This is a genomic window from Azospirillum sp. TSH20, assembly GCF_003115935.1.
GTDB lineage: Bacteria > Pseudomonadota > Alphaproteobacteria > Azospirillales > Azospirillaceae > Azospirillum.
In genome coordinates this window covers 45,179-64,183 of sequence record NZ_LGQU01000054.1, presented here as the reverse complement: position 1 = coordinate 64,183, position 19,005 = coordinate 45,179, and the positions used below count along the sequence as shown (strand labels likewise).

The 19,005-nt window shown below is 67.9% G+C and carries 18 protein-coding genes; 9 read left to right on the top strand and 9 right to left on the bottom strand.

All coding sequences use genetic code 11. The annotated features are described in order from the left end of the window. Positions 1-48 precede the first annotated feature (48 nt). The 4 genes from TSH20_RS16105 to TSH20_RS16090 all read right to left on the bottom strand — a co-directional run bounded on the left by TSH20_RS16105 (position 49) and on the right by TSH20_RS16090 (position 5,216). Entirely contained in the window at positions 49-1,470 is a 1,422-nt protein-coding gene (locus tag TSH20_RS16105; RefSeq protein WP_109075694.1) for a saccharopine dehydrogenase C-terminal domain-containing protein, read from the bottom strand. Between the two features lie 144 nt (positions 1,471-1,614). Next, a complete protein-coding gene (locus TSH20_RS16100; RefSeq protein ID WP_109075693.1) occupies positions 1,615-2,898 on the bottom strand; it encodes a type III PLP-dependent enzyme in 1,284 nt (427 codons plus the stop codon). A gap of 438 nt (positions 2,899-3,336) precedes the next feature. Beyond that, positions 3,337-3,900 carry a cupin domain-containing protein gene (locus TSH20_RS16095; protein ID WP_109075692.1) on the bottom strand — a complete coding sequence of 188 codons (564 nt, stop codon included), beginning with the start codon at positions 3,898-3,900 and terminating at the stop codon, positions 3,337-3,339. A 95-nt stretch (positions 3,901-3,995) separates the two neighbouring features. After that, complete coding sequence (locus TSH20_RS16090) at positions 3,996-5,216, bottom strand: MFS transporter (RefSeq protein WP_109075691.1); 1,221 nt, start codon at positions 5,214-5,216, stop codon at positions 3,996-3,998. Between the two features lie 218 nt (positions 5,217-5,434). Here TSH20_RS16090 and serS point away from each other — a divergent pair, with 218 nt between their 5' ends. Genes serS through TSH20_RS16070 form a run of 4 tightly spaced genes read left to right on the top strand, consistent with a single transcriptional unit; the run spans position 5,435 to position 9,433 of the window. Continuing rightward, on the top strand, positions 5,435-6,706 hold the full coding sequence (gene serS / locus TSH20_RS16085; protein ID WP_109075690.1) for a serine--tRNA ligase: 1,272 nt from the start codon (positions 5,435-5,437) through the stop codon (positions 6,704-6,706). Further along, entirely contained in the window at positions 6,706-7,488 is a 783-nt protein-coding gene (gene surE / locus TSH20_RS16080) for a 5'/3'-nucleotidase SurE (protein WP_109075689.1), read from the top strand. Before serS ends, surE begins: the two co-directional genes overlap by 1 nt. Then, positions 7,485-8,138, top strand: coding sequence for a protein-L-isoaspartate(D-aspartate) O-methyltransferase (locus tag TSH20_RS16075; protein WP_109075688.1), 654 nt, complete (start codon positions 7,485-7,487; stop codon positions 8,136-8,138). The genes surE and TSH20_RS16075 overlap by 4 nt, the downstream gene beginning before the upstream one ends. 8 nt (positions 8,139-8,146) lie before the next feature. After that, positions 8,147-9,433 carry a peptidoglycan DD-metalloendopeptidase family protein gene (locus TSH20_RS16070; RefSeq protein ID WP_247871355.1) on the top strand — a complete coding sequence of 429 codons (1,287 nt, stop codon included), beginning with the start codon at positions 8,147-8,149 and terminating at the stop codon, positions 9,431-9,433. On the opposite strand, the gene TSH20_RS16065 is transcribed toward TSH20_RS16070, so the two are convergent. Beyond that, a complete protein-coding gene (locus TSH20_RS16065) occupies positions 9,390-10,256 on the bottom strand; it encodes an ATP-binding protein (RefSeq protein ID WP_199231990.1) in 867 nt (288 codons plus the stop codon). The two genes, TSH20_RS16070 and TSH20_RS16065, sit on opposite strands and share 44 nt — an antisense overlap. A gap of 252 nt (positions 10,257-10,508) precedes the next feature. Here TSH20_RS16065 and yajC point away from each other — a divergent pair, with 252 nt between their 5' ends. From yajC to TSH20_RS16045, 4 genes are all read left to right on the top strand, one after another. Beyond that, the gene (yajC, locus tag TSH20_RS16060; protein WP_109075685.1) at positions 10,509-10,937 is read left to right on the top strand and encodes a preprotein translocase subunit YajC; all 429 of its coding nucleotides are present in this window, start codon (positions 10,509-10,511) and stop codon (positions 10,935-10,937) included. A gap of 125 nt (positions 10,938-11,062) precedes the next feature. Beyond that, a complete protein-coding gene (gene secD / locus TSH20_RS16055; protein WP_109075684.1) occupies positions 11,063-12,661 on the top strand; it encodes a protein translocase subunit SecD in 1,599 nt (532 codons plus the stop codon). A gap of 11 nt (positions 12,662-12,672) precedes the next feature. Then, on the top strand, positions 12,673-13,629 hold the full coding sequence (secF, locus tag TSH20_RS16050; RefSeq protein WP_109075683.1) for a protein translocase subunit SecF: 957 nt from the start codon (positions 12,673-12,675) through the stop codon (positions 13,627-13,629). 30 nt (positions 13,630-13,659) lie between these two features. Beyond that, the gene (locus TSH20_RS16045; RefSeq protein ID WP_109075682.1) at positions 13,660-14,037 is read left to right on the top strand and encodes an Mth938-like domain-containing protein; all 378 of its coding nucleotides are present in this window, start codon (positions 13,660-13,662) and stop codon (positions 14,035-14,037) included. 131 nt (positions 14,038-14,168) lie between these two features. Here the strand turns inward: TSH20_RS16045 and TSH20_RS16040 are convergent, their stop codons facing one another. From TSH20_RS16040 to hpnC, 4 genes are all read right to left on the bottom strand, one after another. After that, positions 14,169-14,762 carry a superoxide dismutase gene (locus tag TSH20_RS16040; RefSeq protein WP_109075681.1) on the bottom strand — a complete coding sequence of 198 codons (594 nt, stop codon included), beginning with the start codon at positions 14,760-14,762 and terminating at the stop codon, positions 14,169-14,171. A gap of 5 nt (positions 14,763-14,767) precedes the next feature. Beyond that, positions 14,768-16,144: a hydroxysqualene dehydroxylase HpnE gene (hpnE, locus tag TSH20_RS16035; protein ID WP_109075680.1), complete on the bottom strand. Its 1,377-nt coding sequence runs from the start codon at positions 16,142-16,144 to the stop codon at positions 14,768-14,770. After that, complete coding sequence (hpnD, locus tag TSH20_RS16030) at positions 16,144-17,073, bottom strand: presqualene diphosphate synthase HpnD (RefSeq protein WP_109075679.1); 930 nt, start codon at positions 17,071-17,073, stop codon at positions 16,144-16,146. Before hpnD ends, hpnE begins: the two co-directional genes overlap by 1 nt. A gap of 70 nt (positions 17,074-17,143) precedes the next feature. Further along, a complete protein-coding gene (hpnC, locus tag TSH20_RS16025; protein ID WP_109075678.1) occupies positions 17,144-18,016 on the bottom strand; it encodes a squalene synthase HpnC in 873 nt (290 codons plus the stop codon). A 123-nt stretch (positions 18,017-18,139) separates the two neighbouring features. On the opposite strand from hpnC, the gene TSH20_RS16020 reads away from it, so the two are divergent. After that, positions 18,140-18,994: a phytoene/squalene synthase family protein gene (locus TSH20_RS16020; RefSeq protein WP_109075677.1), complete on the top strand. Its 855-nt coding sequence runs from the start codon at positions 18,140-18,142 to the stop codon at positions 18,992-18,994. Positions 18,995-19,005 lie beyond the last annotated feature (11 nt).

Here is a 19,005-nt window from a genome sequence, read left to right as displayed (position 1 = left end):
ACGCGGCCAGATGGGCGGCGACGGCTGCGGTCCTTCATCCGATTTCTCTCAAACGACCCGGAAGTTCTTGAACTGCCAAGGGTCATCCTCGTCGATGTCCTCGGGGAACAGGACATTGCGGTCCTGCAGCGGCGTCCAGTCGCCATAGGCGCCGACCACCTCGCCGAGATAGGGGGTGGCAATGTCCAGCACCCGGCGGAAGTCCACCTCGTCCGGTTCCACGAGGCCCCGATTCGGGTTCTCCAGCGTCCAGACGATGCCGCCCAGAACGGTGGAAGTCACCTGCATCGAAGTCGCGTTGTTGTAGGGGGCAAGCGACCGCGCCGTGTCGATGTCGAGCCGCGAGCCGTACCAGTAGGCGCCCTTGGGATGACCCATCAGCAGAACGCCAAGCTCGTCCATGCCGCCGGAGATCTCGTGCATCATCAGCCGCTGTTCGGCCTGCATGTTGAAGTTCTTGCCGGCCAGTTCATGTAGCGACATCACCGCGTCGTCGCAGGGGTGATAGGCATAGTGGCAGGTCGGGCGGTAGACGACGGTGTCGCCCTCGCGCACGGTGAAATAGTCGGAGATCGAGATCGACTCGCTGTGGGTGATGAGAAAGCCGTGGAACGGCCCCTCCAACGGGGTCCAGGTGCGCACACGGGTGGCCGCACCCGGCCGCATCAGATAGATGGCGGAGTCGCAGCCGAACTCGTGCCGGCGGCCGTCGGGCGGCAAGGCCTTCTCATGCGTGCCCCAGCCCAGTTCGGCCGGCTGGCAGCCCTCGCTGACGAAGCCGTCGATCGACCAGGTGTTGACGAACTCGCCTATCTGCTTGGGCTGGTTCGACACCTGGGTGTCGCGCTCCGCCACATGGATGGTCTTGATCCCCAGCTTCTGCGCCAGCCGTCCCCAGCCGTCGCGATCGGTGGGGACATCGGTCTCGACCCCGGTGTCGGCGGCGATGTTCAGCAGCGCCTGCTTGACGAAATGCGACACCAGACCCGGATTCGCCCCATGGGTGATCAACGCGGTCGGGCCGCCTTCGAAACGGCGGCGCAGCGCCAGCGCCGATTCGCGCAGCGCATAGTTGGAGCGCAGCGACGGCGACAGGTTGGAGTCGGTATAGCCGCCGGCCCACGGCTCGGTGCAGGTGTCGGTGTAGAAGGCGCCGACCCGCTGGCAGAATTCGATCAGCGCGATCGACGAGACGTCGACCGACAGGTTGACCAGGAAATCGCCCTTGTCGATCAGCGGCTTCAGAACCTGGAAGAAATTGTCGTTGTCCAGCGGGTTGTTGTGGAACGCGACGCCGTAAAGCTCCGCCTCCTCCCGACCGCGCTCCTCGGCGGTGACGATGGTGATTCGGTCAGCGGTAAGTCCGTCGATGTGACGGAGAAGCAGCGGCAAGACACCCTGGCCGATCGAACCGAATCCAATGATGACCATACGGCCTGTGAACGTGCAGAGCTTCGTGTCCAGGGCCATGATTTTTTGTCTCCCCGAGGTAGTTTAGGCCAACGACATAGCCCGACGCTCCCGCCCACTTCGGAGAAGAGGAATCGGGATGCGCCGGGCCACTGAATGTTACGGATGTCTTTACGCTTTATCCACGGAAAACCGGCCTCGATTTCAGGCCGCGCAGGAGCGCAGCTCGTAGCCGGGGGTGGCGAGCAGCGGTGCGTCCGACACTTCGACGACCCGCGCCTGATCGAAACCGTTGAAGGCGGTGCGCAGGCAGGAGCCGTAGGCGCCGAGTTGCCCCAGTTCGATCCAGTCGCCGGCCTTCACGTCGGCAGGCAGATGGAAGGGGCCAGCCATCTTGTCGGCGCTGTCGCAGGTCGGGCCGTAGAAGCTGAAGGCTTCGCTCTCGGCGTCGGTCATCGCCTCGAACGGGCGGATCAGCCGTGCCGGGAAGCGGAAGCCCGGCACGCCGGCATCCGACAGGGCGCCATAGACGCCATCGTTGATGAACAGCTCGCTCCCGCGCCGCTTGACCACCTGCACCACCAGCGAGACGCCGGGGGCGACCAGCGCGCGGCCGGGCTCGCACCACAGGCGGCAGTGCGCCGGCAGGTCGATGGCGGCGATCCCGCGGGCGATGGCGGCCATGAAATCGCCGAGCGGCGGCGGGGTGACGCCCGGATAGGACACCGGGAAGCCGCCGCCGACGTCCAGCACGTCGATGGCGACGCCGCTCTCCGCGATGACGCGGCCGGCCAGCGCGATGGCGCGCTCGTAGGCTGACGGGTCGAGCATCTGCGAGCCGACATGGAAGGACAGCCCGACCTTCGGCGCGACGGCACGGGCGGCGCGCAGCAGGTCCACCGCATCGGCCGTGGCGGCGCCGAACTTGCCCGACAGGTCGTAGACCGCGTTGCCCTTCGGCAGCGCCAGCCGCACGACGAGGCCGAGGTCGGCGGCACCGTCGGTCTCCGCCAGGATCTTGTCCAGCTCTTCCCGGCTGTCGAGCACGAAGTCGCGGACGCCATACTGGTGGTAGGCGTTGCGGATGGCCTGACGGCCCTTGACCGGGTGCATGTAATGCAGGACGGCGTCCGGGAACATCTGGCGGATCAGGCGGATCTCACCGGGGGAGGCGACGTCGAAATGGCGCACGCCGCCGGCCCACAGGGCGCGCAAAACCGCCGGCTCCGGGTTGCACTTCACGGCATACAGAACGTCGCCGCCACGGCCGATCGCATCCGTCGCACCGGCGAAGGCCGTCAGGAAGCTGCCGGCGGTGTCGGCCAGCACGCCGGGGCGGATGCAGTGCATCGGCTCTTCCGGGCGGTGCAGGGCGACGGCCTGGGTCACGGTCGAGCGGCGGCCGGTGGACAGCGAAACGGCGCTGCTGTCGTTCAGGCCGACGCGGCGGAGCGGGGTGACGGCGGAACGGGAACGCAGGAAACCCATGGCGCACTCTTATCCCCGGACGGCGGCGTGCAAACCGGCCCGGTGAGCAGACGGCGATCCCCGGCCGCGTCACGAACCGGCCAGCACAGGGCTTGGGCGCGGGTGGCGCAGCGGAATCGGCGATTGATCGGATTTTGGAAAGGGGGGAGACGGAAATAGCCGGTGCGAGCAGCGGCCCCGGGCTGTGAAGCTCCAGGCAACAGCGCGTCGTTTACCGGCTAAAGGGCTACCGTCTCACAGCCCCACCGTGGGCAGCGTACATACTGACCTCCCTCTCGGGACCGACCCGCTGGAATGGTCGGTTCTGCCAAAAAGGACGCGGTACGTCGTAGCATAACCACAGAGGGCCATAGGCACGTGCGGGTGCGTCGTGCCGATTGATTTACGCTTTTCCGCCCGTGATTCAAGTGAATTTTTTGGGACGGAAATGGGGCGGAGTCAGGCTGCCTCCACAGCCTCCGGTTCGAAAAGCGGGAAGCGTGCGGCAATGGCGTCGCCGGTCGGCGTCGCCACCCAGCCGTCGGGCCGGCTGAAGAAGCGGATGGTGGTGAAGCGCGGCCGCGGCCCCATGTCGAACCAGTGCGGCGTGCCGGCGGGAATGCTCAGCAGGTCCCCCGCCTCGCACACCACGCGGAAGACCCGCTGGTCAAGATGGATGTAGAAGGCGCCGGCGCCCTCCACGAAGAAGCGCGCCTCGTCCTCGTCATGGGTGTGTTCGTACAGGAACTTTGCACGCAGGGCCTCGACGCCGTCGGTCTTGGGAGTGACGCGAACCACGTCCACGGTGCAGAAGCGGCGGCCCACCTTCAACCGGTCGATGGAAGCGGCATAGGCCCGCTGCACGGCGTCGCCATCGGCGGAGGCGGGCAGGGGGGCGTCGGCGGTCCAGCGTTCGTACAGGATGCCGATATGGGCCAGATGGCCCGCCATCAGCGCCGGTTCGGAGGTGCGGAGTTCCGGCCGGCGGGCATCGCTTTCCAGATAGACGGTCAGGTTACTCAATGCGCGCCCTCCTGCCGATCGAACCCCTACAGCCTGAGGCGCGGGAAAGCGCAACGCAATAAGGCGAATCGCTGGCGCGACCGTTCGCCGCGCCATCAGCGGCTGCGCTGCAACCCGGCCGTCACACCCACCGCGATCAGGATCAGCAGCCCGACGAAGGCGGCGACCCCGGTCCAGCCGAAGCCGTGCCAGAACAGCCCGCCCAGCGTTCCGGCGACTGTGGACCCCAGATAGTAGCAGAACAGATAGATCGACGAGGCCTGCCCGCGCGCCACCGACGCCCGCCGGCCGATCCAGGCCGAGACAATGGAATGGGCACCGAAGAAGGCGAAGGTGAACAGTGCGATGCCGGGGGCGATGGCGAACAGGCTGTCGATCTCCATCATTGCCAGTCCGGCGACCATCAGCGCCACCGCCGCCGCCAGCGTGCGGTTCGATCCGAATCGACCCGACCAGCCGCCGAACAGAGGTGAACTGACCACGCCGAAGCTGTAGACCAGGAACACCGCACCGACGATGGCCGGCCGCAGCTCGAACGGCGGTTCACTCAGGCGAAAGCCGATATAGTTGAAGACGGTGACGAAGCCGCCCATCAGCAGGAAGCCGAGCGAGAACAGTCCGAGCAGCGCCGGGTCGGTCAGCAGCCCGCGCCACGCCCGCACCAGCGCCGGCAACCCGGCGGCGCGGCGGACGAAATGGCGCGACGGCGGCAGGGCGAGCCAGACGGTGACGGCCGCCGCCACCGCAAGCGCCCCGACCACCCCCACCGCCAGCCTCCAGGTTCCGAGATCGGTGACGACGGCGGTCAGCACCCGGCCGGACATGCCGCCGATGGCGGTTCCGCCGATATAGAGCCCCATGGCGACGCCGGCCGATTTCGGATCGACCTCTTCGGAGACATAGGCCATCGCCACCGCCGGCAGGCCGCTCAAGGCCAACCCCTCCAGCGCCCGCACCGCAAGGAATCCGTGCCAGCCCGGCATCAGCGCGCCGATAATCCCGAGGATGCCGGCGCCGAGCAATGCCGCCACCATCACCGGCTTGCGTCCGATCCCGTCGGAGATGGCACCCGCCACCAGCAGCGCCACAGCCAGCACGCCGGTGGTCAGCGACAGCGACAGGCTGGATTCGGCCGGCGTCACCCCGAACTCCTGCACGAACTCCGGCAGCAGCGGCTGGACGCAGTAAAGCGTGGCGAAGGTGGAGAAGCCGGCGACGAACAGGATACGGCTGGCACGGCGATAGGCGGGGGTGCCGGCTTGCAGATAGGCGACCTCTGCATCGGTCTCAGCACCGGTCTCGATCTCGTCGCGCACGCGCTCGGCTCCGTTTTTCTGGCATTGGCGCCGTCCACTGCGGCGCACAACGGACATTGCCCTGTCGTCCCCGTCGGTTCCAACAACAGCCGGGGCGCAGCCGCCATGCCGTTTGCGCAGATCCATATGGACCGTGTGGATGGACGGGCTTGCACTGGACCTTGGCGGGGTCGCGCCGTATAACCAATCCCCCACACAATTCGTTGATTGTTCGAGCCATGCACGACCTTCGCGCCATCCGTGAGAATCCCGAAGCCTTCGACCGCGGCCTTGGCCGCCGGGGATTGGCGCCGATGTCGTCCTCCGTGCTCGACCTCGACGGCCGCCGCCGCGCCGCGCAGACCCAGATGCAGGAAATGCAGGCCCGCCGGAACGAGGCGGCGAAGGAAATCGGCCTCGCCAAGCGCGAAGGCCGCGATGCCCAGCCGATCCTGGACGAGATGGCGACCCTGAAGGAGCGCCTGCCCCAGGTCGAGGAGGAGGAACGCGCGCTCGGCGCCGAACTCGACGCGATCCTGGCCGGCCTGCCCAACATCCCGGCCGACGACGTGCCGGAGGGGCCGGACGAGACCGCCAACGTCGAGGTCCGCCGCTGGGGCACCCCGCCCGACATCGCGAACCCCAAGCAGCATTACGAGCTGGGCGAGGCGCTGGGCCTGATGGACTTCGAGGCGGCTGCCCGCATGTCCGGCGCCCGCTTCACCGTGCTGAAGGGCGGTCTGGCCCGGCTGGAACGCGCGCTCGCCGACTTCATGCTGGACATCCACACGTCGGAGCATGGCTTCACCGAGATCGCGCCGCCGCTGATGGTGCGCGACAACGCCCTGTTCGGCACCGGCCAGCTGCCGAAGTTCGAGGAGGATCTGTTCAAGACCACCTCGACCGACCATTACCTGATCCCGACCAGCGAGGTTCCGCTGACCAATCTGGTCAACGACCAGATCGTGGCGTCTGAGGAGCTGCCGCTGCGCTACACCGCGCTGACCCCCTGCTTCCGCGCCGAAGCCGGGTCGGCCGGGCGCGACACCCGCGGCATGATCCGCCAGCACCAGTTCTGGAAGGTGGAGATGGTCGCCATCACCACGCCGGAACAGTCGGAGGACGAGCACCAGCGCATGACCCGCTGCGCCGAAACCATCCTGGAACGGCTGGGTCTGCCCTACCGCACCATCGTTCTATGCACCGGCGACATGGGCTTCTCCTCGCGCAAGACCTATGACGTCGAGGTCTGGCTGCCCGGTCAGAACGCCTACCGCGAGATCTCCAGCATCTCCAATTGCGGAGATTTCCAGGCGCGGCGGATGAAAGCCCGTTGCAGGCCGAAGGGCGAGAAGCAAACTCAATTCGTGCACACCCTCAATGGATCGGGTGTGGCGGTCGGGCGCTGCCTGATCGCGGTGCTGGAGAACTACCAGCAGCCCGACGGTTCGATCCTGGTTCCCGAAGCGCTCCGTCCCTACATGCGCGGAGTGGAGAGGATTTCCATCTGATGTTCGACCTGCCGCTCGACCTGTCCCGGACACGCATCCTCGTCACCAACGACGACGGCATCCATGCGCAGGGATTGAAGGTCCTGGAAGCCATCGCGCGCGAACTGTCCGACGACGTCTGGGTCGTCGCGCCGGAGATGGAGCAGTCGGCGGCCAGCCATTCGCTGACCATCAACCGGCCGCTGCGCCTGCGCAAGCTGGACGAACGCCGCTTCACCGTCGATGGCACGCCGACCGACTGCGTGTTGCTGGCGGTCAACCACGTGATGAAGGACGCCCGTCCGACGCTGGTTCTGTCGGGCGTCAACCAGGGCTCCAACATCGGCGAGGACGTGACCTATTCCGGCACCATCGCCGCGGCGATGGAGGCGACGCTGCTGAACGTCCCCGCCATCGCCATGAGCCAGCATTACGAGCCGGGCCAGCCGATCGACTGGTCCGCCGCCGCCGCCCATGGCGCCGACGTGGTGCGCAAGGCCGTGACGGTGGCCTGGCCGAAGAACGTGCTGCTGAACGTCAACTTCCCGGCCCGCCCGGCGGCGGAGGTGACGGGCATTCAGGTGGTGCGCCACGGCAAGCGCAAGATCGGCGACGAGCTGTTGGAGCGTGTGGACCCGCGCGGCAAGCCCTATATCTGGATCGGCACCCTGCGCGGCGAGGCGGACGTGTCCGACGACACCGACATCCATGTCGTGTTCAACGGCGGCATCTCGGTGACGCCCGTCTATCTCGACCTCACCCACACGCCGACGCTGCAGACGTTGAGGCAGGCCTTCGTGTGACATACAACCCGCGCAAGATCCGCTTGCTGATGGCCCTTCGCGGGGCCGGAGTCACCGACACCAAGGTGTTGGCGGCCATCGAGCGGATCCCGCGCGAGCTGTTCGTCCCGGAAGCCTTCCAGGACCGGGCGTGGGAGGACACGGCGCTGCCGATCGACCTTGGGCAGACCATCAGCCAGCCGCTGGTGGTCGGTCTGATGACCCAGGCGCTGGAGCTGCAGCCGCGGCATCTTGTCCTGGAGGTTGGCACCGGCTCCGGCTATCAGGCGGCGGTGCTGTCGCGGCTCTGCCGCCGGGTCTTCACCATCGAGCGGCTGAAACCGCTCCTGTGCGAGGCGGAGGCGCGTTTCAAGGCGCTCGACATCGGCAATATCACCACGCGGCTCGGCGACGGGACGCGGGGTTGGCCGGAGCAGGCGCCCTTCGCCCGTATACTGGTCACAGCCGCCGGTGGGCCTGAGCCGCCAAAAGACTTGACGGATCAACTCGCCGTTGGTGGTGTCTTGGTCATTCCGTTGGGGACCGATCACCGCGACCAGAGGGTCGTGCGTTTCCGGCGCTCCGAAGCTGGCCTTATCCGGGAGGACCTGTGGCCCGTCCGTTTCGTTCCGCTGCTGTCCGACCCGCCGCAACCGGTCCGTTCCGCATGAAATCCGCCATGCCCAAGCGCCTGCTGTCCGCCATGGTCCTGTCCACCGCCGTCCTGGCGCTCGGCGCCTGCGAACGGGTGGGCGGGCTCGCCCCCTTCACCACCGTCTCCGATGTGCCGGATTCGGCCGGCGGCGCCATCACGGTGCAGAAGGGCGACAGCGCCTACAGCCTGTCGCGCCGGTACAATGTGCCCCTGCGCGACCTGATCGAGGCGAACAAGCTGGCGGCGCCCTACCGGCTGGAGGTCGGCCAGCGGCTGATCCTGCCGACCTCGCGCCAGTACATCGTGCAGAAGGGCGACAGCCTTTACAGCATCTCCCGCATGTACAATGTCGACGTCAGCGAGCTGACGCGGCTGAACAACCTGACGCCGCCCTATGCCGTGAAGGTCGGCCAGCCCCTGCGCCTGCCGGGCGCCAACGACGGCAGCGGCACCATGGTGGCATCCGGCGGCGTGGCGAGTGGCGGTGCCATCTCCCTGACGCCGCAGGGGAACGCGCCGGGTGGCTCTACCGCCGGGTCTGGCTCGATCCAGTCGGCCGAACTGCCGCCGCCGGGTGCATCCTCCCCGTCGGGCGGCATCTCGGCCACGCCGCTGCCGCCGCCGTCGAAGCCGGGCGCCATGCCGGAGCCGTCGGCCCAGCAGTCGCCCGCCGCGCCGGCCGCCCAGGGTGACACGACCTATCAGCCGGGGCAGGCGCCGACGATGCTGCGGCCGCCCGGCAGCAAGCCGGCTCCGACGCCGATCCCCGCCCCGGCCCCGGCGGCAACCACGCCGCCCCCGGCTGCGCCCCAGCAGGAGGTGGCCACCGCCGCGCCGCCGCCCAAGCCGGAGCCGAAGGCCGAAGTCGGCGCGCCGCCGCCGCGTGGCAGCGCCCGCTTCCTGTGGCCGGTGAAGGGCAAGCTGATCTCCGGCTTCGGTCCGAAGCCCGACGGGCTGCACAATGACGGCCTGAACATCGCGGCGCCGAAGGGAACCGCGGTGGTCGCCGCCGACAACGGCGTGGTCGCCTACGCCGGCAACGAGCTGCGCGGCTTCGGCAACCTGCTGCTGCTGAAGCATTCCGACGGCTGGATCACCGCCTATGCCCATCTCGACAAGATCGAGGTGGAACGCGGCGCGACGGTGAAGCGGGGGCAGGTGATCGCCCGGGTCGGCCAGACCGGCGGCGTATCCTCGCCCCAGCTGCATTTCGAGCTGCGCAAGGGCAGCCAGGCCGTCGACCCGAGCGATCAGATGGACCGCAAGGTCAGCGAAGGGGCTGCCCGAGGCGACCGGCCAGGTCCTGGATGAACTGCCAGGCCACCCGGCCCGACCGGCTTCCGCGCGTGATCGACCATTCCACGGCCTCCGCGCGCAGCCGGTCCGCCGGGATGTCCAGTCCGAAATGGCGGACATAGCCCTCGATCATCGCGAAGTAGGTATCCTGGTCGCAGTTGTGGAAGCCCAGCCACAGCCCGAAGCGGTCGGACAGCGACACCTTCTCCTCCACCGCCTCCGCCGGGTTGATGGCGGTCGACCGCTCGTTCTCGATCATGTCGCGCGGCATCAGGTGGCGGCGGTTGGAGGTGGCGTAGAACACCACATTATCCGGCCGTCCCTCGATGCCGCCGTCCAGCACTGCCTTCAGCGACTTGTAATGGGCGTCGTCATGGTCGAAGGACAGGTCGTCGCAGAACAGGATGAAGCGCCGCGCCTCTCCCTTCAGACGGGTCAGCAGGCGGGGCAGGGTGGGGATGTCCTCCCGGTGGATTTCCACCAGCGCCAGCTCGCCCGGCCGCTCCAGGCAGATGGCGGCGTGGGCCGCCTTGACCAGCGAGCTTTTGCCGGTGCCGCGCGCCCCCCACAGCAGGGCGTTGTTGGCCGGCAGCCCGGCGGCGAAGCGGCGGGTGTTGTCCAGCAGGATTTCCCGCTGCCGCTCGATCCCCTGCAGAAGCATGATGTCGACGCGGTTGACCACCGGCACCGCTTCGAGCCGGTCGGGATCGGGATGCCAGACGAAGGCGTCCGCCCCGCCGAAGTCCAGCGGCCGGTCGGGCGGCGGGGCCAGACGCTCCAGCGCCTCGGCGATGCGGGTCAGCAGGGGGAGAAGCGACTGATCTGCACCAGCGCCCATGCCTGAGCTATTGACGGATTGCGACATAATTTTCCGGATATTTTTTCAGGATGTTCCATGGAAAGTGGGCGCCCGCGCAGCCATCTTTCCGACGCCTTCGCACGGTAACACAGCAGGGCAAGCACACAAGCTGTGGCCGCCCTGCGGATTGTGGCGCATCACCATTGCATCCCAGTCATGGGCGGCTATAGTCGCGGCGTCCCGGCGGAACGCCGATTGGGTGCCGAGACCAAACCTGTAAGGAGCTTCCAGATGTTCGTTTCGACGGCTTATGCACAGACGGCGGCCCCGGCTGGCGGCGGCGGTGACATGCTCGTCCAGTTTCTGCCGCTGATCCTGATCTTCGTCGTCTTCTACTTCCTGCTGATCCGTCCGCAGCAGAAGAAGATGAAGGAGCATAAGACCATGCTGTCGGCCATCCGCCGCGGCGACCGCGTCGTGACCGGCGGCGGCATCATCGGCACCGTCACCAAGGTCGGCACCGACGACGAGATCACCGTCGAGATCGCGGAGAACGTGCGTGTGCGCTGCCTGCGCTCCACCGTGAACCTCGTGCTCGCCAAGACCGAGCCGGCCGGCAAGTCCGGCGGCGACGCCACCACCCCGGCCACCGAGGGCGAGGCCAAGCCGGCCGACACCACCGCCGCCGGCGGGATCGGCAAGCTGTTCGGCCGCAAGTAAGCCGCAGCCGGGCCCCTCTTCCGCGGGTCGGCCCGAAGGCGCTTCCCGTCCGGCCCGGCCGTCGTCCGCCCGCAAGCGGCGGACCGGTCGCCCGGACCGGGTGTCTGATCGGATTCGAGTGACGCATGCTCTATTTTTCGCGCTGGAAGATTTACCTGATCCTGGCGACCTGCATCGCCGGCTTCATCCTGATGCTGCCCAACTTCCTGGGCCGCGACACGCTGGCGGCGTTGCCGTCCTGGTATGCCAACACCCGGGTGTCGTTGGGTCTCGACCTGCGCGGCGGATCGCATCTGTTGCTTGAAGTCGACATGGCCACCGTCATCCGCGACCGGGTGGAAGGTCTGGTCGATGGCGCCCGGCAGCAACTGCGCACCGCCAATATCGGCTACACCGCGCTGAACGCCGGCGAGCGCGCCGTGACCGTCCAGCTGCGCGACCCGGCCCAGGCCGAAGAGGCGGTGAAGGCCCTGCGCCAGCTCTCCAGCCCGGTGGGCCGCACGGCGCTTGGCGGTGGGCAGCCGGACCTGGACGTGACCGTCAACGGCAGCACGGTGACCGTGGCGCTGAGCGAGGTCGCGCTGCGCGACCGCGCCACCCAGGCCATCGAACAGTCGATCGAGATCGTCCGCCGCCGCATCGACGAGACCGGCGTGAACGAGCCGACCATCGCCCGCCAGGGCAACGACCGCATCCTGGTCCAGCTGCCCGGCGTGGAAGACCCCGACCGCATCAAGCGGCTGCTGGGCACCACCGCCAAGATGACCTTCCGGCTGGTCGACGTGAACGCCGATCCCAGCACCGGCCGCGCCCCTCCGGGGTCGGAGATCCTGCCGTCGGCCGAAGGCGACCGCTACCAGTCCAAATATGTCATCCGCAAGAAGGTCGAGGTCGACGGCGCCACGCTGCAGAACGCATCGGCCGGCACCAACCCGCAGACCGGCGAATGGGTGGTGAATTTCGAATTCAACACGGCGGGCGCCAACCGCTTCGCCGAGGTGACCAAGCAGAATGTCGGCCGGCCCTTCGCCATCGTGCTCGACAACAAGGTCATCAGCGCCCCCGTCATCCGCGAGCCGATCACCGGCGGCCGCGGCCAGATCAGCGGCAACTTCACCGCCGCCAACGCCAACGACCTCGCCGTCCTGCTGCGCGCCGGCGCCCTGCCGGCCCCGCTGAAGGTGATCGAGGAGCGGACCGTCGGGCCCGACCTGGGCGCCGATTCGATCCGCGCCGGCCTGACCGCCGTCGTCGTCGGCTTCCTGATGGTCTGCGTCTACATGATCGCCTGCTACGGGCTGTTCGGTGCCTTCGCCTGCTTCGCCCTGCTCGTCAACATCGTGCTGACCATCGCGGCGCTGTCGCTGCTGCACGCCACGCTGACGCTGCCGGGCATCGCCGGCATCCTGCTGACGCTGGGTCTGGCGGTCGACGCCAACATCCTGATCAACGAGCGCATCCGCGAAGAGACGAAGAAGGGCCGCGGGGTCTTCGCCTCGATGGAGGCCGGTTTCAGTCGCGCCTACAGCACCATCGTCGACTCCAACCTGACGACGGCCATCAAGATGGCGCTGCTGTTCGTCTTCGGCACCGGCACCATCAAGGGCTTCGCCGTCACCATCACCTTCGGCATCCTCATCTCCATGTTCACCGCCACGGTGCTCGTGCGCCTGATGATGGTGACCTGGCTGCGCCGGACGCGTCCGGCCGCGTTGCCGGTCTGAGAGGTCTTACGATGTTCCATCTCCGCCTCGTCCCCGACAACACCAAGATCCCGTTCATGAACGGCCGCATCGCCGGCCTCGTCGTGTCGGCGATCCTGTCCATCGCGTCCGTCATCCTGTTCTTCCACCCCGGCCTGAATTACGGCATCGACTTCCGTGGCGGCATCGTCATCGAAGCCCGTACGCCCCAGGCCGCCGACTTCGCCTCGCTGCGCCATACCCTGTCCGGCCTTGGCATGGGGCAGGTGGCGTTGCAGGAGTTCGGATCGACGCAGGACGTGCTGATCCGCCTGGAACGCCAGCCCGGCGACGATGCCGCCCAGCAGGTGGCCGCCGACAAGGTGCGCAACACGCTGGCGCAGGCGATCCCCGGCACCCAGGTCCGCCGTGTCGAAGCGGTCGGCGCGTCGGTCAGCGGCGAACTGTTCGCCAACGGCATGCTGGCGCTGGGCCTCGCCATGCTGGCGATGCTGGTCTACATCTGGTTCCGCTTCGAATGGCAGTTCGGCTTCGGCGCGGTGGTGACGCTGATCCTCGACATCACCAAGATCGTCGGCTTCTACGCCATCACCGACATCCAGTTCAACCTGACGGCCGTGGCGGCGATCCTGACCGTCATGGGGTATTCGGTGAACGACAAGGTGGTGGTCTATGACCGCATGCGCGAGAATCTTCGCATCTACAAGAAGATGCCGCTGCGCGACCTGATCGACATGTCGATCAACGAGACGCTGAACCGCACCGTCGGCACCTCCGTCTGCACCCTGCTGTCGATCATTCCGCTGGCGCTGTTCGGCGGCGAGGCGCTGCAGGACTTCGGCATCGTGCTGATCTTCGGCGTTATCCTTGCGACCAGCTCGTCGGTGTTCATCGCCGCCCCCATCTTGCTGTTCCTTGGCGAGAACCGCCTGCGGCGCGGTACGCCCGATGCCGCCTCGGCGGGCAACACCCCGGCGACCACGCCGTAACGCCGGACGTTTGGGGAAGGAGAGGGCAGCATGGCCGACATCATGCCGATGATCCCGTCTGACCGTCAGGTCATCGACGGCTATGGTCCGGGACAGTTCTGCATTTCCGGCCAGTGGCGCGTCGGCGCGGTGATCGTCCTGCCCGACCGCACCCTGGCATGGGAGGCGTCCGACGCCGCCTCCCTGTCGGTGGGCCACTTCACCCCCGTGCTTGAGGCGGAGCCGAAGGTGGAAATCCTTCTGCTCGGCACAGGCCCCACCATGCGGATGATCCCGAAGGACCTGCGCCTCGGCCTGCGCGAACAGGGCGTGGTGGTGGAGCTGATGGACAGCCGGGCGGTCTGCCGCACCTACAACGTCCTGCTGGCCGAAGGCCGGCGGGTCGCGGCGGCGATGCTGCCGGTTTAAGGCAAGCCACAGCACTGGAAACGACGAAGGCGCCCCCCCAAAAGGGGCGCCTTCGTTTTTGGCAAGACCTGGCGGCGCTTGCCCCCACCCCGACCCTCCCCCGCTTTCGCAGGGGAGGGGGGAATGGAAAATTACGCAGCCAGTTGCTCGGCGGCGAAGTCCCAGTTGGCGAGGTTGTCGATGACCGCCTTGACGAAGTCGGCGCGGCGGTTCTGGAAATCGACGTAGTAGGCATGCTCCCACACGTCGATGGTGAACAGCGGCTTCTGGCCGTGCGCCAGCGGGGTGTCGGCGTTGCCGGTCTTGCCGACCTTCAGCTTGCCGCCGTCCAGGTACAGCCAGGCCCAGCCCGAGCCGAACTGGGTCAGGGCGGCCTGGGTCAGCTCTTCCTTGAACTTCTCGACGCTTCCGAAGTCGGCGACGATGCGCTGCTCCAGGGCCGCCGGCATCTTGCCGCCGTCCTTCTTCAGGCACTGCCAGAAGAAGGTGTGGTTCCACACCTGGGCGGCGTTGTTGAAGATGCCGACCTTGGACGCGTCGCCGGCGGAAGCCTTGATGACCTCCTCCAGGCTGGCGTTGGCCAGCGGGGTGTCCTTGGTCAGGTTGTTCAGGTTGGTGACGTAGGTCTGGTGGTGCTTGTCATGGTGCAGGTGCAGGGTCTCCGACGAGATGTACGGAGCCAGAGCGTCGTACGCATACGGAAGCGGCGGAAGTTCGAACGCCATTTGATTTACCCTCTCTTCTTTGATTGTCCTTCCGGGCCGGGCCTTGCGAGCACGGCACCTCCGTCCGTCCAAATAGGCCGATGACGGAAGCTTGTGAAGGCCGGAAACGGTCCCGACCGTCGTATAGGGTTATTTCCATTCGATAAAGTGGCATCGGCAGCCCGGTTTCCCGAGCGCACGGCAGCCTCCAACGTGGCAGGAAGCCCCGTTTCCGTCCAGTCGCCGGCCAGCGTCAGGTTGCTCCAGCGGGTGCGGGCGCCCGGACGGCGCGCGACCGATTCGGGCGACTGCTCCGGCGTCGCCCGCCGCTCTTTCACCACGCGGAAGGGCGGTGTCGCACCTCCGAGTCGCAGGTGCGGGGCGATCTCGGCCCACAGTCGGGCAGCGATCTCCTCGGCCGGCAGGTTGGCCAGCGTGTCGGCGTCACTGACAGTGACCGACAGCAGGTCGTCGCGGGCGAACAGCCATTCCGCGGTGCCGCCGACCAGCCCGACGAAGGGGAGGCCGCCCGGCAGCCGCACCGACCCGTCCAGTCGGACATGTAGGTTGACGATGGCCGGACCCGGCGGCGGCACGGTCAGCCCCGGCACCAGTCGCTCCGCCACCCAGGCCGGCGCGGCGAGAACCACGCTGTCGAGCGGACCGAGCGCAACCGCACTGCCGCCGGCGGAAAAGCCGGTCACGCGGTCCTCGTCGAAGGTCAGCCCCTCCACCCGCGCGCCGAGATGCAGCGCCGCACCGGCGGCCCGCAGCCGTGCCAGCACCGGATCGACGAAGGCGGCGGACAGGCCACGCGGAGCCAGCACCGGCCGGCAGGCCGCCTCGCCACGCAACAGCGTCTCGCGCAGCACGGCGCCGAACAGACGGGCGGAGACGCGCTCCACCGGCCCATTGAGCGCGGAGACCGCCAGCGGGCGCCACAGCGGCTCGAACAGCATTCCGTTGGGTGACAGGCAATCGGCGACCGACTGCCCCCGCCGGGCGGTCAGGCAACGGAGTGATGCCAGATAGTCTCGCGGCCGGCTGCCGGGCACCCGGCGGGCCGGGTCGAATAACCACAGCCCGCCAGGGCGAAGCGTCCAACTGGCGCCGTCGCGCAGGTCGAGGAAGGGAAAGGCCGCCGGCCGCAACTCTTCCAGTGCATCGCTACCGCCGGTCCGCTTCGCATAGTTGAGAAGCTCCCGATTGCCGCTGAGCACCATATGGTTGCCGTTGTCGATCGACCGGCCGAGCGTGGCGTCGTGAAAGCTGCGGCAACGCCCACCGGCCTGCGGAGCCTGCTCATAGACCGCGACACGCCGACCGGCCTCCGCCAGCCGGACGGCGGCGGCCAACCCGGCCAGCCCGGCGCCGATCACATGGACGATGCCCGCCTCGCTCATCAGGCGGCCGGGGGGAAGCCGAGCATGCAGCGCACCGCCACCCAGGCGCTTTCACGCCGGCCGACCCGGACACGCGCGTTCAGGTCGCGCCAGCCGGCGGCACGCAGGCGTCTCAGCAGCCGGTGATACAGCACCATCATGGCGGTGGCCGCCCACAGCGAACCCCGCGCATGACCTGCGATGGCGGAGCGCGCTTCGGCGAAGCGGGCCTCGGCCAGTTCGGCCAGCGCCTCGCAGGCGCGGGGCAGGGCGGGATGGGCCAGGACCTCGTCCGGGCGGTCGCTGTCGATGCCGGCGGCCAGCAGAAGTTCCCGCGGCAGGTAGAGCCGGTCCAATTCGGCATCCTCAGCCAGATCACGAAGGATGTTGGTGAGCTGCAGGGCCTCGCCCAATGCCAGGGCGAAGCGCTCCGTTGCCGGATCGGCGCGGTCGAACACGCGAATCGCCAGCATGCCGACGGCACCGGCGACCCTGCGGCAATAGAGCCGGAGCGTATCGAGGTCGGGCGCCCGCATGCCGCCGGAACCGGGTGCCTCGCCAGCGACATCCATCGCCATGCCGTCGATCAGGGCCTCCAGCTCCGCCCGTGGCAGGCCGTACCGCTCGATCGCGCCCTTCAGTGCCGAGGTCAGCGGGCCGCCGGGAGCCCCGCCGACATAGAGATCACGGATGTCGCACCGCCAGACGTCCAACGCCGCCCGTTTGGCGGCGGGCTCGCCCGGATCGTCGGCGATGTCGTCGATGCGGCGGCAGAAGGCATAGATCGCGAACATCGCCGCCCGCTTGGACGCGGGCAGCAGACGCATCGGCCAGTAGAAGGTGCTGCCCGATTTCGCGGTGACGCTGGTCGCCGTATCGGGTGACTTGTCGTCCGGCAACGTCGTGGATACCGGTTCCAGCGGGGCCGTCTCCAGCGGCGGAGGGGTCATCTGTAGCATCCTGGGCATTGCCCGTCCTGACGTGCATTTTGGCGCACGTCGCGACGTGTGGCCCCGGAGTTTATGCGGCGGAGAAGCTCCGCGCCAGCCCCCGCGCCACGGCGGCCAGCTTGTGATGGGCGCCCAGGGTAACCCGCGCCTTCATCGGGTCACGCGCTTTCAGCCGCCGCGACAGCGATTCGGCGAGGCTGAGGATCACCGCCGCCTCCATCCGCAGGCCACGGTGCTGGATCAGGCCGGGCAGGGCGGCGGCACGCTCCAGCAGCCGGTCGGTATGCTCCAGCGCCTGATCGAAGATGGCGCGCATGCGGGCGTCGCTCTCGACCTCCACCAGGCGTTCGACGCTGATTCCCGCCTCGTCGAACCAGGCCAGCGGGATGTAGCAGCGGCCGAGCTGGGTCCAGTCCTCCCGCGCGTCCTGCAGATGGTTCAATACCTGCAGCGCGGAGCACAGCGCGTCCGACGCCGGCCCGGCGGCCACCCCCTCGCCATGCAGATCCAGCAGGTAGCGGCCGACCGGGTTGGCGGAGAAGCGGCAGTAGAGAAGCAGATCGCTCCAGCTGTGGCAGCGGGCACCGACGGAGTCGCGGCGGAAGGCGCGCAGGATCTGGCGGGCATGGCGGTCGCTGACCCCGGTCTTCTGCAGGCTCTCGCGCAGCTCGGTGGCCGGCTTCAGATAAGCGTGCTTGGCTTGGCCGGAGGTCAGCGCCCGTTCCAGCGCCTCCAGATAGGCCAGCTTGGTCTCCGGTTCGAGATCCGGATCGTCGGCGATATCGTCGGCCAGACGCACGAAGCGGTAGAAAGCGATCACATGGGGACGCAGGTGCTTCGGAATCAGGCGGGAGGCGACCGGGAAATTCTCACCCGTCTCGTCCTTGCGGGCGACCGGGCCGGTCTTGCGGGGTTTCGTCGGGGCGATATTGAAATCCGTCATGGGATCCCTGCCTGCTGCGCGTCGGGGCTGGCGGTGCGACCGTGTGTGCTTCATATAGGCGTAGCAACTGGCTTTGGCCCGTCCTTCCATCGCTCCTCCCCTCTTTTTCCAATCGAGCATCACATGGTGAAGGCTGCGACCGACCTGTCCTATTGCGGACGGGAGGTTCGGAAATATGACAACGACCACTTTCTGGCAGGTTTGTTTACCCCAGCCGACAGGCGGGAGGCGACTTTTGCGCTCTACGCCTTCAACCTGGAGATCGCGAAGACGCGCGAGGTGGTCAGCGAACCGATCCTGGGCCAGATGCGGCTGCAATTCTGGCGCGACGGCATCGAAGCCGTCTATGAGGATGGATCCGTACCGCGCCACGAGGTGATGGAGCCGCTGGCCCAGGCCGCGCGCGGACTGGGGCTGAGCCGTGCCCTGTTCGACCGGCTGATTGACGCGCGCGAAGCCGATCTGGACGATACGCCACCGGCCGACCTGACCTGTCTCGTCAATTATGCCGAGGTGACGGGGGCGCCGCTGGTCCAGTTGGCCCTGGAAATCGTTGGCGTGCGGGATGCGGCGGCGATGACGGCCGCGCGTCATGTCGGCATCGCCTATGCCCTTTCGGGCATTCTGCGCGCGGTTCCCTTCCTCGCCCGCCAGCACCGGCAGCGTCTGCCGGACGACCTGATGCAGCGGCATGGCGCCGGCAGCGAGGATCTGTTCGCCGGCCGCTCGACGCCGCAGCTGCGGCCGGTGGTGGGGGAGATCGCCGAGGTCGCCCGCAAGCATCTGGCCGAGGCCCGCGCCCTGCGCCGCGAGGTGCCCAAGGCCGCGGTTCCGGCGCTGCTGCCGGCGACGCTGGCCGACCTGCATCTGAGCGTGATCGCGCGGGAGGACAACGACGTGTTTGCCCCGCGCGTGATGCTGGCCAACCCGTTCCGTCAGCTTCGGCTGGGCTGGGCGGCGATGCGCGGGCGCTACTGACGCCCGCGCTT

What these genes read in the sequence shown, in the direction of transcription:
- TSH20_RS16105 (WP_109075694.1), bottom strand. Translation starts at nt 1,470, where the DNA reads ATGGCCCTGGACACGAAGCTCTGCACGTTCACAGGCCGTATGGTCATC.
- TSH20_RS16100 (WP_109075693.1), bottom strand. Translation starts at nt 2,898, where the DNA reads ATGGGTTTCCTGCGTTCCCGTTCCGCCGTCACCCCGCTCCGCCGCGTC.
- serS (WP_109075690.1), top strand. Translation starts at nt 5,435, where the DNA reads ATGCACGACCTTCGCGCCATCCGTGAGAATCCCGAAGCCTTCGACCGC.
- surE (WP_109075689.1), top strand. Translation starts at nt 6,706, where the DNA reads ATGTTCGACCTGCCGCTCGACCTGTCCCGGACACGCATCCTCGTCACC.
- TSH20_RS16070 (WP_247871355.1), top strand. Translation starts at nt 8,147, where the DNA reads ATGCCCAAGCGCCTGCTGTCCGCCATGGTCCTGTCCACCGCCGTCCTG.
- TSH20_RS16065 (WP_199231990.1), bottom strand. Translation starts at nt 10,256, where the DNA reads ATGGGCGCTGGTGCAGATCAGTCGCTTCTCCCCCTGCTGACCCGCATC.
- yajC (WP_109075685.1), top strand. Translation starts at nt 10,509, where the DNA reads ATGTTCGTTTCGACGGCTTATGCACAGACGGCGGCCCCGGCTGGCGGC.
- secD (WP_109075684.1), top strand. Translation starts at nt 11,063, where the DNA reads ATGCTCTATTTTTCGCGCTGGAAGATTTACCTGATCCTGGCGACCTGC.
- secF (WP_109075683.1), top strand. Translation starts at nt 12,673, where the DNA reads ATGTTCCATCTCCGCCTCGTCCCCGACAACACCAAGATCCCGTTCATG.
- TSH20_RS16045 (WP_109075682.1), top strand. Translation starts at nt 13,660, where the DNA reads ATGGCCGACATCATGCCGATGATCCCGTCTGACCGTCAGGTCATCGAC.
- TSH20_RS16040 (WP_109075681.1), bottom strand. Translation starts at nt 14,762, where the DNA reads ATGGCGTTCGAACTTCCGCCGCTTCCGTATGCGTACGACGCTCTGGCT.
- hpnE (WP_109075680.1), bottom strand. Translation starts at nt 16,144, where the DNA reads ATGAGCGAGGCGGGCATCGTCCATGTGATCGGCGCCGGGCTGGCCGGG.
- hpnD (WP_109075679.1), bottom strand. Translation starts at nt 17,073, where the DNA reads ATGACCCCTCCGCCGCTGGAGACGGCCCCGCTGGAACCGGTATCCACG.
- hpnC (WP_109075678.1), bottom strand. Translation starts at nt 18,016, where the DNA reads ATGACGGATTTCAATATCGCCCCGACGAAACCCCGCAAGACCGGCCCG.
- TSH20_RS16020 (WP_109075677.1), top strand. Translation starts at nt 18,140, where the DNA reads ATGGTGAAGGCTGCGACCGACCTGTCCTATTGCGGACGGGAGGTTCGG.